Genomic DNA, 11,715 nt, shown 5'->3' with positions numbered 1-11,715 from the left:
TTACCATATCAAGGTCTCCTTTTCGGTAACCTTCAATATGGCGCAACGTTATTTCTCAGAATACCTTTCGGTTACATTTAATTCGGCGCAATTCGAGTCCGCCTCGACTGCGACAGCGTCGAATCCTTCTTCTACAATGAGATGCTTGGTAATTTCGGCGCGAATTCGATAAAATTCTGCAGTGCCGTGAGAAGCCTCTCCGAGCAGAACAAGTTTTTTGTTTTTTGCGGCATCAATCAGTGGACGGTAATCGTCCCCCGCAACCTGCAGAGATTGCGCATGCCGTTCCAGTACGGCGATCGAGCTGTGATGAGAATCGAGGTCAGGCATGCTGAACCCTCACAATGTTTTTTCGGGTTTTATCGGGGCGCTGCCCTGGCTTTTGGCGGCACTTTCCAGGAGTGCGAGCACGCTTTCGTCTGGCGTCTGTGAAAAATCGCTATACCATTGTCCTACACCGTAAAAAGGCTCCGGTGTATACAGGCAAACAAGCTCATCCGCCTCCTGCTCGATTTTTCCGCAGGTAGCCGCGGCGCCAACTGGCACAGCCGCAATAATCCTTGCTGCACCGGCATGGCGGAGGGAAGCAATCGCAGCGCGCATGGTCGCCCCGGTAGCAAGGCCATCATCGATAATTATGATTGTCTTTCCTTCAATATTGGGTGACGGCCTGCCTTGGCGGTAAAGCAGGTTGCGCCTTTCCAGTTCCGCCTGTTCCTTTACTATTACAGCCTCAATGGTAGTCCTGTCGATATTCAAGACGCTGATGATGTCTCGATTGAGGACGCGAGTATCATTTCCTGCTATCGCACCCATCGCCAGTTCTTCCTGCCCGGGCACGCCCAGCTTGCGGACAAGCCACAGGTCCATCTGCACAGCCAGAGTCTGGGCCACTTCATAAGCCACCGGCACGCCGCCACGCGGAAGTGCCAGAACGAGGACATCGGTTCTTCTAGCATAGCCGGCCAGTGCTTCCGCCAGCCTTTTTCCAGCTTCTGCCCTATCCGCGAAATAGTGAACGGAGCCTGCCATCTAAACCTCTTCTTCCAACGGTCCGGAATGGGTTTGAAACCATTGAGCCGCCAGAAGGGCGGCTGCCTCGAGCGTGCCGGGCTCTTCAAACAAATGTGTTGCGTTTGGTACGATGTCCAATCTGGACCGGCCATTGGGATTAAGCCGCGCCAAGGCCGATTTATTGAGTTTCAGGACCTCGAAATCGTTTTCACCTACGATAAGAAGCACGGGAGCCATGACTTCCGGCAAATAATCACCCGCCAGATCAGGCCGGCCCCCACGGGAGACCACCGCCATGATATTTTCCGGGCGCCTTGCCGCGGCAATCAACGCGGCACCGGCACCTGTACTCGCCCCAAACCAGCCTATCTTTAAATGTTTCGTGCGCGGTTCACTTTGCAACCATGCGGCAATATCGATCAGCCTGTTCGCCAGCATGGGTATATCAAAACGCAAATGCCGTGTCCGCATATCGATAACTTCTTCTTCCTCGGTCAAGAGATCGGCGAGCAGCGTGGCGAAGTGATACCTGTTCAGTGTTTCCGCGACATAACGGTTGCGGGTGCTATGCCGGCCACTGCCGCTGCCATGTGCGAATGCGACAATAGCTCTGGAATCCGAGGGAATAGCCAAGTCTGCGCTCAACGTGACATCCCCTGCCGGGATTCGTACGGCTGTCACCTCAGGGGGCCGGTCATGCAAGGGGTTGCCATATTTGTCTTCCGATAACATCCTCAGCGCCTCGCGTTAATAAAATTGATGTGCCTGATCCTGAAATAAGGAAATACGAAAGTACGGTTATTTTTATAGAGCATCGTTAACGATGTTTCCGTACGCTTCCGAACATAGGTTTTCAACAAGGGCTGGATGATGGTCGGAACTCTTCACTGGTATTTTTCCGGTATATACGAGCACGACAGCGAACACGACGTGAACGGCATGTTCCCAGGAAAAAATAGCCGGAAATATTTTTGGTGGAGGCTATGATATGGATGTGGCCAAGATTTTTTCGGGATGAATTAAACTGGCAAAGGAGAAAATGCCGATGAAAGCGATCTACCGGATTTACCCGGCAATAGGCGTTGCGCGTATAGGAAACAGCGAGACCGGTTATTTCCTGGGCCCGGAGTCTCCAGGGGTTACTCCCCCGGGGCCATATCGTGACGACTCGTCACCGGGAAAAATAAAGCCGCAAGCTGTTCGATTCCGCATTTATAAATTTATTCGTGACGATTTCGGCAAGGAAGCACTCGACAGCGAGATTGTTCTGGATGAGAAGACAAGAATCAGATGGAGCGTGCATCTGGTCAACCGTAAAGCAGCAGGTGGAAATTTTCCGCCGGGAGGTCCGTCTTCTACTTCGCTCAGAAATGCTGAATACAGCCGAGCGGGGTTAATCGCGGATGCCGGAATACAGTCCATATCGGGCAAAAACCAAGCGGGTGGTCTTCTCGCCGGAGAAATCAACTTCATCAAAGGTGGAGATGTCGAAGGCAGCGCAAAAATTGTGTTTGGACGCCTCCTCACGGACGAAGAAGGACGGCTGATCGTTGTCGGCGGTCCAGGTAAATCGGGCTCCCCTATTGGTCGAGGCCTCGATAATTTTGCGAATAATGATGGCTGGTATGACGGCGTTTCCGATGGGCCTGTAAGTGCTGTCGTAGAGGTGGAAGGTGAACAGCCCATCAATGCTGAAGGCGGCGCATGGGTTGTTGTGGCACCCCCCTCGTACGCCCCGGAAATTGAAAGTGTCACAACCTGGTATGACCAGGCGCTGAATGTTGCCGTGCGAAATTTCTCTCCGCGTCTTATAAAAAGTGTGCCGTCATTTACACGGGATATCTACCCGATCCTTAAGCGGGTGGTACTGATTCACTGGGTGGCGGAGCAAAGAAACCGCCATCACGGAGATGCGGGAAATTTCCTCAATCCCGAGCGGCTGAGCAAGCTGGCAGACAAGACGGAAAATGGGAAGTCCGCGCGTGAAACGGTTTTGAGGTGGCTGATGAAACCCAATACTCGCGTCGATCCCAATTCTCCCCCGCCCCGGGTTCCGCCCAGCATGCCGAAAGTGAATAGCGGCCTGGATCCCGACAATCTGGAACGAGGCGAATACACTGCACTGACGGAGTATCAGTACGCCATGATGGAAAAATGGTCGCAGGGCGAATTCCACGCCGACTGGGTAACCGAGCCTGTACCTGTTCCGTTCGATGAATTGCCGCTCGAACAAAAGCCCGATGCGCTGACGCGAGCGTCATTGGAAGGCTGCATCGGCGCGCCATTTTTCCCTGGTATCGAGGTAACGTATGTCATTGCGCAGGCAGTGACCTATGAAGCACCGTTCCGGATCAAACGTACGCTTTCCCCTGGCTTCCTGACTGAGCGAATGGCATTGCCCTGGCAGGCTGACTTTCTGGCTTGCGGCGAACTGTGGTGGCCGGCTCAGCGCCCTGTCGATGTCGTTACCGCCTCGGGGCAGATACAACCATTTTCACGCGGCATAGAAGACTATAGTGATATGGTCAGATGGTGGTCAGAGCTGGGTTTTATCGTAAAAAAAGGCGGCAAATTCGTAGAGGACGAGCGCAACCCCATAGAGGGCCAGTCTGACGTGGCGGTGATGTGAAGTTGATCGTTATTCTGAATCCAGCAGTTGACAATTCATTTTTCAGCTTATTTGCCAACTAAGCGCTATAACCGAAAAGGATTTTTCGTAGCCTGGAAGCTTCACCTTTTGGTGAGTTCGCCACGGGGCGGCTTGAACAGCTCACTCCACCCCGACTGCCGAATTCAGGATCATGCTTGCGCCTGCTTGAAAACAGAAGGATCGAGCTGGTACCTCTGGAGCAGTTTGTAGAATTCTGTGCGATTTCGCTTGGCCAGGCGCGCTGCCTGCGTCACGTTGCCGCCCGTTATCTTCAGCACGCGTACAAGATAGTCTCTCTCGAAACTTTTGCGCGCGTCCTCGAAAGAAACAAGCTGTTCCTCTTCCCGGTGCATGGCGTCATACACCGATGCGGCCGAGATGAGGGGTGCCGTACTCAGGGCAACACATCTTTCGATGACATTCATGAGTTGCCGCACGTTGCCCGGCCAGGACGCGCTAATCAGCATCTCCATGGCTTCGGGAGAGAATCCGTTGATATTTTTCTGGTATTTCTCGGAAAATGTACTTAGAAAGTAATTTGTCAGTAATGGAATATCCTCGCGCCTCTGCGACAGGGCGGGAATTGTCAAGGCCACCACGTCCAGTCTGTAATAAAGGTCTTCTCGAAAGGTACCTGCGGCGATTTCCGCTTTGAGGTCACGGTGGGTTGCCGAAATAATGCGGACATCCACCGGCATTGCCTGCGTCGACCCGACCGGCCGCACTTGTCGCTCCTGCAGGACACGCAATAACTTGACCTGGAGCAAAAGCGGCATATCACCAATTTCGTCGAGAAGCAGCGTCCCGCCCTCGGCCAACTGAAACAGCCCCTTGTGGTCCCGGACAGCGCCGGTAAACGCGCCTTTGACGTGACCGAACAATTCGGATTCCAGTAACTGTTCTGGAATTGCCGCGCAATTTATAGCCACAAACGGATGATCGCGCCGTTTGGATGCGTCGTGTATCGCGTGCGCGAATAATTCCTTTCCCACGCCACTTTCGCCATAGATCAACACGCTCGCGTCTCCCTCCGCTACAAGTCCCGCTTTTGTAAGAAGGTCCTCCATGACAGCGCTTTGCGTAATGATATTTTTGCGCCACGCCGCCTGCGATATCTCTTGCTGTGACAGGGCGCCCGGAACGAATCTAAGAGCCTGGCTAATGTTGGCCAGCAGGGTTTTGCTGTCAAAAGGTTTGGCCAGATAACCGAATACGCCTTGCTGGACGGCCGCAACCGCATCGGGAATGGTGCCATGCGCTGTAAGAATGATCACCGGCAACGTCGGTAATGCCCGATGGATGTGCTCAAATAATGCCATGCCGTCCATGCCGCTCATCTGCATATCGCTGATGACCAGTTGCGGCCGTGATACATCCAGATAATTCAGCGCGGCCTCTGCACTTTGTACTGCGTCCACTTTGTAGCCCGCAGCGGTCAGCCGGATAACAAGTAACTCAAGCAGATCCGTATCATCGTCGACGATGAGGATTTTGGGCTTGGCATCAAACATGATTGTGCATTATTTATAACTCTCTGAGAATGAGATTCTTTTCCATGCTTTTTATGGCATCGATCTGGTTTTGCAAGGTCTCGACGCGTTTTTGCTCGTCTTTGAATTTCTGCGACAATTCTTCCACACTGTGAGTTAGCCGCTGCTGCTCTGCAAGCAGGCTCGCGAGCAAATTTCTGAAACTTTGCAGATTGGTTGCTGGATTCGAATCCCGCGGCCACTCGTTGAGCAGGTAGACCGCTGAAGTGATGTCGCGAAAGGAAGTATTGGGCAGTATGAGAAGCAATACGAGCCTGGCTCGGTTTGAGTCGCTCTTGTTCTGTACGAAATTCTGTTTTACCTTGTCATATACGCGGGCAAGCTCTGCTGATGGTTGCTTGCGAATGGATTCATAAAACTCCATCATATCATCCATCTGGCCAGTGACGACGGGATCAGCTGGCATGACATATGGCTGATCTTCAGGCAAGCCTGCGCACGCAGCTACAAACGTCAACATTATTGCCGGCAGGATCCGCAATTTTTGACGCATGCGATTCATAGAGGCCGTTCGAGGTCACAAATAGGTATGGTGAGGCGGAAATGAGCCCCGGCACCAATTTTCGGGATAAGCTCAATATTGCCTCCGTGCGCTAGCGCATACTCTCGCGCAATGGATAGTCCCAGCCCTGTTCCCCTGACATGACTGTCGAGTATCCGCCGCCCCTGGTAAAACGGCTCGAATACTTTCTCACGGTCCGCTTCGTCAACGCCCAGCCCCGCGTCAACAATGTCCAGTTGAACCATCCCGGCTGTCTTACTCGTCCAAATGCGGATACAGCCGCCCGGCGGCGAAAATTTCACCGCATTCGACAATAGATTATCGATGATTACCTTAATTTTCTGTTCATCGCAGTCAATAACCAATTCCGGGCAAGATAAGTCAATTCTCAAGCCTTTACTCATGATAATAAGATTCTGGTCCTGCAACACCGCATCCAGAATTTTTGTCAGATTAGCCTCTTGCTTCACCAGCGCGGCTTTTTCGGCCTGAAGAGCGCTATAGCTCAGTAAATCCTCGATGCGCCGCTGGAGCTGGATGCTGTTGCTATGAAGGATCCTCGCAATACGCTGCTGTTCTTCGGTTAGTTTCCCCGCCACGCCTTCCGCTAGCAAATCCGCCCCTTCACGCATGGCGGTAAGCGGCGTCTTCAGCTCATGAGAAACATGCTGCAGAAATCGGGTTTTCTGCTCTTCCAGCTTCAGCAGGCGGCGACGCATCCAGTCCAGGCGCTCACCGAAATACACCAGATCCTGAGGTCCCTCCACACTGATTGCCTTGAATAGTTCACCTTGCCCCATATTTCGGATGGCTTCATCGATCTGGCGGATGGGACGTGCGATCCGCACCGAAAAAAAGAATGCCAGCAAAATGGCAAATGGAATCAGCGCGAGTAGCTGCCACCCGACGGTAAAGCGCGCATACCCCGCCATGTCCTGCATTTCATCCACCTCACGCTCGATCAACGTATAGCCAACCCACGAAAAGGTTCGGGCCGAATCCCGGAGGAGCACGAAATTACCGATGAGATCGCGAAGCTTTTCCGGGGATTGTTTTACAGCCGATACTTTCTTGAAAATCGAAGCTTCCGACGTTTGCAGGTGGCTCAGCAGTTGTTTCTGTTCGTCATGCAATGACAACTCGGAAAGGCTCGCCGACATGCTCTCGAATTTGTTGTGCGCGCGAAAATAACCTTCGAGCAAAGAGGTATCGCCCAGGATATGGGCCTGGCGCACAGCCCGCTCCATAGCGGCAATCTCATCAGCCAGCGCACGGCTACTGTGCGCAATTTGCGCCGCCTGATACACAGCCTTGCGGCTCTGATCCGCCAACCGGTCAATGGAAAAAGCACTGTTGATCAGCGCGATGATCAGCGGCAAGCCAACAAGCGCAAAACCGAGCAGGATCAATTTGAGGAACGACTTCGGATCGCGCCTTAGCCGGGACAAAGATCCGACGCTAATGCCGCTGTCCTGCTTGGCAATTTCTGCGCGAGCACTCATTTTTTCCCTTCGACAGCCCAGGTTCGGAACAATTTTATTTGCGCTCGCCTCATGCTCACGTCAACAGTTTCGTTTAGAAGACTCTACAGCAGGAGGATAATAAGTCTGCCGGTCTGCTGAAGACACTGCAGTAGAGACCTACGCGCTGACGTATTGTCGGGCGTAGCCCGACCTACTTTATCCATCTCCGTATGTTTTATAACAGCCGCGTATGTTTGATGCCAATCTCCTTACGCAGGGTCGAGAGGAATAACCCCCCATTCCGATGGACCTACTGTTACAAAACAGGCGGTAGGTCGGGCTACGCCCGACGTGGTTTTCCAACCTGCGTACCTGCCCAGGTATTTGCCCCGCTTTGCTGTCGAGTGTCTCCATTGATCCTTATTTCTTCCGGGGAAGGTGAGCACCATCAGTATTTGCCTTGCCTTCCGCAATGTAGGGCTTGCAATAATGTTTGGAAGGAAATTCCTTGTTTCGGCGCGAATTCATAATCACGTCGCCGCCGTTTCTTACACACTCCATGATCGATTTATTCACGCTCTCATAATGTTCGTTCGGCTCTGTATCTTTTGAAATCGCCGTTACTCTCTCTCTGATTTTAAGACAAATGTCCGGTTCATCCGCGACTGGCGGCGCATTTTTTTGGGGCGGCAGCGGACACAGCTTGCAGGGGTTCCCGGGGCAGAGGCATCCAGCACACTCTGCCTGTACAACCGTAGCAGACCCTCCCAGAAGGATAGCAAAGGCAAATCGAAGTATTAGTCGCAAAATTCCAACAGACATCATATTCATTGTCAATTTCCTGTACGTACATTCGAATGTCATTACGTTGTCATTGTATTTGACGTTCTATCAGCACCAGTTTAAACGCTTATACAATTATTTAAAATAGTGCCCTTGGCTGAACGAGTGCTTCAGAGGCCCAGCAACCGGAACCATATCGAATCCTATTCCTGTTCATCGCATTTTCGGGAAAATCATTACAGCAATTTCATCACGTTTTCCGGCGGACGGCACAGCATTGCCTCATCGCCGCGTACAACAATTGGGCGCTGAATCAAATCCGGATTTTCCACCATGATCCTTATCAGTTCTTCATCCGGCAACGCTCGCTCAGCAAGCTTGAGGCTGCGCGCCAGAGGTTCGTCGCCACGCAGCACATCGCGTACCGGCAAGCCAAGCTTATCGATCAGTTCGCGTAAGCGCTCGGCGGTCAAAGGTGTTTCATAATAATTGACAGCGTCAAACTCTTGGCCGCTGCTCGCAACAAGCTCGAGCGTAGCTCTGCATTTGCTGCATCCGGGTTTCTGATAAACGACAATCCTTTCACTCATTTCAATCCTCCTTGCAATCTCATACCTGGATCAGTTCGTGTGCCGGCATTCAAGCAATGCCGACCGACTTGCCCGTTAAACTCCCATACTACCGATGGTCCTGCATATGATGTTGATTTCTTCACTTATCACCCGCAACTTTTTCCAGTATGTGTCGTGCCATGCTCCGAGCGAGCTCGTGTTCACCCAGAAATACCGCTCCGCCGCTTTCCCTCCTGAGTAGCGCCGCCTCTTCTTCATTATGCGTACGAACAATGATCTCAACCGGGGGGTTAAGTATACGTGCTGTTTCGATCATTCGCCGGGCACGTAGCGTATCGGGAACCGCGATCACGAGCATTGCGGCTCGCGCGATATGTGCCTGTATCAGTACAGCGGGTTCGGCTGCATCCCCGGCTACGGCATGAATTCCACGCTTGCGCAGTCCTTCAACCAGCTCACGGTTTTGTTCCGCCACAACAAACGATAATCCCCGCTCGACCAATGTGTCACTGATGAGCCGGCCGACACGGCCATAGCCCACGAGCACGACATGGCTCGTGACATGGCTTGACGCAACGGTCATCGGCAGCTCAGCCAGTGGGTCGTCGGAACGCTCCAGGATACGCGCAAGGTTGGAACGGGAGCGTATCCAAGCCTGCGCCGGTTCGATTACCCGAAATACGAAGGGATTAAGTGTGATCGAGATAAACGCGCCCGCCAATATAAGGCTCTGAGCTTCAACCGGAAGCAGCCCGAGTGACACGCCTAGCGCGGCAAGGATAAACGAGAATTCACCAATTTGCGCAAGGCTGGCGGACACGGTTAATGCCGTATTCAGAGGATAACGGAAAGCAAGTACCAATAAAAAGGCAGCCAGCGACTTCCCGATGATGATGATTCCGAGCGTGGCGAGAACATGGAGCGGTTGTTCTACCAGTACGCCTGGATCAAACAACATTCCCACGGAAACAAAAAATAAAACCGAAAAAGCGTCGCGGAGAGGCAGGGACTCCTGCGCGGCTCGATGGCTTAGAGCGGATTCCCTCATCACCATGCCGGCAAAAAAAGCACCCAGAGCGAAGGAAACACCGAAGAGCATTGCGGAACCGTAGGCGATGCCTATCGCGACCGCTATGACGCTCAAGATAAAGAGCTCGTTCGAGTTTGTGCTGGCGACGTGCCAAAGCAACCAGGGGAACACGCGTTTCCCGACAACAAGCATCAGTGCAATAAAGACCGCCACTTTGCCGAAGGTGAGCAGCAAAGTCGTCAGCAAATGGATGCTTGATACTCCCTCAGAGCCGCCCGCATTGTCGCCCAGCCATCCGGCAAGCGGCGGCAACAGAACAAGAACCAGGACCATCGCCAGGTCCTCGACTACAAGCCAGCCCACCGCAATAGAGCCGTTAACGGACTTGAGCAAGCCGCGTTGCTCAAGCGCTCGCAGCAACACGACGGTGCTCGCCGTGGACAACGCCACACCAAATACAATACCAACGCCCAGGTTCCAACCCCAGGAGGTAGCAACCATGGCACCGAAAGCAGTCGCCACCACAATCTGGACGATCGCGCCGGGTAAGGCGATCCGCCGCACAGCCAGTAGATCATTCAACGAAAAATGTAACCCGACGCCGAACATCAGCAGTATTACGCCGATTTCCGCCAACTGGGCGGATAGCTCCATGTCGGCCACGAAGCCCGGCGTATTGGAACCCAGAATGACACCTGCAGCAAGATAACCAACCAACACCGGCAACTTCAATCGGTTGGCGATGAGCCCCATCAGCAGCGCAAGACCGAAACTGACGGCAATGGTGGTGATTAGAGTAACACTGTGGGGCATTTGTGTTGCCGCGTATTTGCGCGTAGACAACGGATTTACTAACCGCGACGGGCGTATCGTACCGTACCGCGTGCAGCACCCCCCGAGAACGAAACTACGGCTCGGATTGATGCATGCTGATAGCAAAGATGATTTTAAGAAATTGTGATAACCAGCAGGCTAATTAAATAACGCTGATATGAACCGGCCACCGAGCACCCTGTCGGACTTAGAAGGAAATCAGCTGCAAAAGCTCTGGCCGGTTCAAATTTCGCGACTTTTTAGGCCAATAAAATAACTATTGGCCTTCAAAATCCGCAAAATGTGCCCTCACCCGGTCATTTTTTCACTGCGATTCTTCAAGTCCGACAGGCTGCTAGCTTTTACGTTCACTTCTTATACGTTCAGAACGGCGCAAGCGCGCGCCGAGCAGCCCCAAGCCGGCAGCCATCAAGGTCCATGTTTCCGGCTCTGGTATCGGCGAAACCTGCCAACCTATGTCTTTCATGGCGGCGTAGTCAAGTTCCGTGAAATGGCTGCGCTGGTTGGTTGCAATGCTCGGATCCATCGCAGCTTCCTGTCCCTGATAACTGAGCTTCGCTGCCCAGTGGCCGTCGGTGGTCAAGGGAGGATTCGAACCATACAGGTCATGAACAGCGGCGCCGGTAAACACGCCGCCGGCGCTCAGGTTCTTGAACGATGGAGCGCCGCCGAAACCGAGTACATGAGCAAGCTCATGTACTGCTACTGAATAAAAATCATACTTGTTGGAAAAAGGCTCATCTGTCGTGATATCGGTGTCAAAGTACCAATTGGAATTGTTATTGAACGAAATAGCGCCGCCCCACGGGCCAAAATCTGTCTGCATGGGCAAAAGCGCTCCAGCCTGGCCTCTGCTTAACGCATTGTCGAGGAAGCCCGACGCTCCGCCGCCCGCGACTCCACCGGGACCACCTGATGCTAGCATTCCACCCATATTATAGCTTCCAACAAAAACCACGATCTGATCAGGCGCGACACTATAATTGGAAAGACGGGTGTTGATACCGGTATCCGGCTGAAAGAAGCGCGCATCGAATCTATTCGATCCGGAAGAGGAGATTGCGGTCAGGTTATCCTGAAAACGTGTCTCGAATACAGAAGCGGCTGCATTCAGCAGATTCTGGGGTGAACTATTTTCACCCGTAAAAAAGTTCGAGCTATCATACCGGTAATCAAAAGTGATATAGATATTGGCCAGCGCCGGCTGACTGATAGCGAATAATGGGGCAACCAGTGCGCCAAAAAGCACGGTGTGTTTGAATTTCATCTTTCTTACTCCTATGTCTTTGCCTGATTAGTCGAATTGTTTAAGGGGAG

11 protein-coding genes are annotated in these 11,715 nt (G+C 52.7%); 1 reads left to right on the top strand and 10 read right to left on the bottom strand.

What is annotated here, in order from left to right:
- Positions 1-48 precede the first annotated feature (48 nt).
- The 3 genes from BLS94_RS14925 to BLS94_RS10980 are packed head-to-tail and all read right to left on the bottom strand — an operon-like array spanning position 49 to position 1,746.
- The gene (locus tag BLS94_RS14925; RefSeq protein WP_090960913.1) at positions 49-330 is read right to left on the bottom strand and encodes a TraB/GumN family protein; all 282 of its coding nucleotides are present in this window, start codon (positions 328-330) and stop codon (positions 49-51) included.
- A gap of 9 nt (positions 331-339) precedes the next feature.
- Positions 340-1,032, bottom strand: coding sequence for a phosphoribosyltransferase (locus tag BLS94_RS10985; RefSeq protein WP_090960910.1), 693 nt, complete (start codon positions 1,030-1,032; stop codon positions 340-342).
- Positions 1,033-1,746 carry a dienelactone hydrolase family protein gene (locus BLS94_RS10980; protein ID WP_090960907.1) on the bottom strand — a complete coding sequence of 238 codons (714 nt, stop codon included), beginning with the start codon at positions 1,744-1,746 and terminating at the stop codon, positions 1,033-1,035.
- Positions 1,747-2,059: 313 nt separating this feature from the next.
- On the opposite strand from BLS94_RS10980, the gene BLS94_RS10975 reads away from it, so the two are divergent.
- Entirely contained in the window at positions 2,060-3,643 is a 1,584-nt protein-coding gene (locus tag BLS94_RS10975) for a LodA/GoxA family CTQ-dependent oxidase (RefSeq protein WP_090960905.1), read from the top strand.
- 170 nt (positions 3,644-3,813) lie between these two features.
- On the opposite strand, the gene BLS94_RS10970 is transcribed toward BLS94_RS10975, so the two are convergent.
- The 7 genes from BLS94_RS10970 to BLS94_RS10940 form a co-directional block, all read right to left on the bottom strand.
- Complete coding sequence (locus BLS94_RS10970; protein WP_072766752.1) at positions 3,814-5,175, bottom strand: sigma 54-interacting transcriptional regulator; 1,362 nt, start codon at positions 5,173-5,175, stop codon at positions 3,814-3,816.
- Positions 5,176-5,188: 13 nt separating this feature from the next.
- Positions 5,189-5,707: a dihydrolipoamide acyltransferase gene (locus BLS94_RS10965; RefSeq protein ID WP_256325395.1), complete on the bottom strand. Its 519-nt coding sequence runs from the start codon at positions 5,705-5,707 to the stop codon at positions 5,189-5,191.
- A gap of 5 nt (positions 5,708-5,712) precedes the next feature.
- Complete coding sequence (locus BLS94_RS10960) at positions 5,713-7,218, bottom strand: sensor histidine kinase (protein ID WP_090960903.1); 1,506 nt, start codon at positions 7,216-7,218, stop codon at positions 5,713-5,715.
- A gap of 381 nt (positions 7,219-7,599) precedes the next feature.
- Complete coding sequence (locus BLS94_RS10955; RefSeq protein WP_072766750.1) at positions 7,600-8,010, bottom strand: hypothetical protein; 411 nt, start codon at positions 8,008-8,010, stop codon at positions 7,600-7,602.
- 188 nt (positions 8,011-8,198) lie between these two features.
- Positions 8,199-8,552 (bottom strand): arsenate reductase family protein, encoded by a 354-nt coding sequence (locus BLS94_RS10950; protein WP_072766749.1) that lies wholly within the window; start codon positions 8,550-8,552, stop codon positions 8,199-8,201.
- 121 nt (positions 8,553-8,673) lie between these two features.
- The gene (ybaL, locus tag BLS94_RS10945) at positions 8,674-10,377 is read right to left on the bottom strand and encodes a cation:proton antiporter domain-containing protein (protein WP_090960900.1); all 1,704 of its coding nucleotides are present in this window, start codon (positions 10,375-10,377) and stop codon (positions 8,674-8,676) included.
- 355 nt (positions 10,378-10,732) lie between these two features.
- Positions 10,733-11,665, bottom strand: coding sequence for a matrixin family metalloprotease (locus BLS94_RS10940; RefSeq protein WP_090960897.1), 933 nt, complete (start codon positions 11,663-11,665; stop codon positions 10,733-10,735).
- Positions 11,666-11,715 lie beyond the last annotated feature (50 nt).

It is taken from the genome of Nitrosospira sp. Nsp18 (assembly GCF_900103145.1).
Taxonomy (GTDB): domain Bacteria; phylum Pseudomonadota; class Gammaproteobacteria; order Burkholderiales; family Nitrosomonadaceae; genus Nitrosospira.
This window is presented reverse-complemented; position numbering and strand designations above follow the sequence as displayed.

Coding starts and splice junctions, on each gene's coding strand:
- BLS94_RS10980 (WP_090960907.1), bottom strand. CDS start 1,746: ATGTTATCGGAAGACAAATATGGCAACCCCTTGCATGACCGGCCCCCT.
- BLS94_RS10970 (WP_072766752.1), bottom strand. CDS start 5,175: ATGTTTGATGCCAAGCCCAAAATCCTCATCGTCGACGATGATACGGAT.
- BLS94_RS10975 (WP_090960905.1), top strand. CDS start 2,060: ATGAAAGCGATCTACCGGATTTACCCGGCAATAGGCGTTGCGCGTATA.
- BLS94_RS10960 (WP_090960903.1), bottom strand. CDS start 7,218: ATGAGTGCTCGCGCAGAAATTGCCAAGCAGGACAGCGGCATTAGCGTC.
- BLS94_RS14925 (WP_090960913.1), bottom strand. CDS start 330: ATGCCTGACCTCGATTCTCATCACAGCTCGATCGCCGTACTGGAACGG.
- BLS94_RS10965 (WP_256325395.1), bottom strand. CDS start 5,707: ATGCGTCAAAAATTGCGGATCCTGCCGGCAATAATGTTGACGTTTGTA.
- BLS94_RS10940 (WP_090960897.1), bottom strand. CDS start 11,665: ATGAAATTCAAACACACCGTGCTTTTTGGCGCACTGGTTGCCCCATTA.
- BLS94_RS10955 (WP_072766750.1), bottom strand. CDS start 8,010: ATGAATATGATGTCTGTTGGAATTTTGCGACTAATACTTCGATTTGCC.
- BLS94_RS10985 (WP_090960910.1), bottom strand. CDS start 1,032: ATGGCAGGCTCCGTTCACTATTTCGCGGATAGGGCAGAAGCTGGAAAA.
- ybaL (WP_090960900.1), bottom strand. CDS start 10,377: ATGCCCCACAGTGTTACTCTAATCACCACCATTGCCGTCAGTTTCGGT.
- BLS94_RS10950 (WP_072766749.1), bottom strand. CDS start 8,552: ATGAGTGAAAGGATTGTCGTTTATCAGAAACCCGGATGCAGCAAATGC.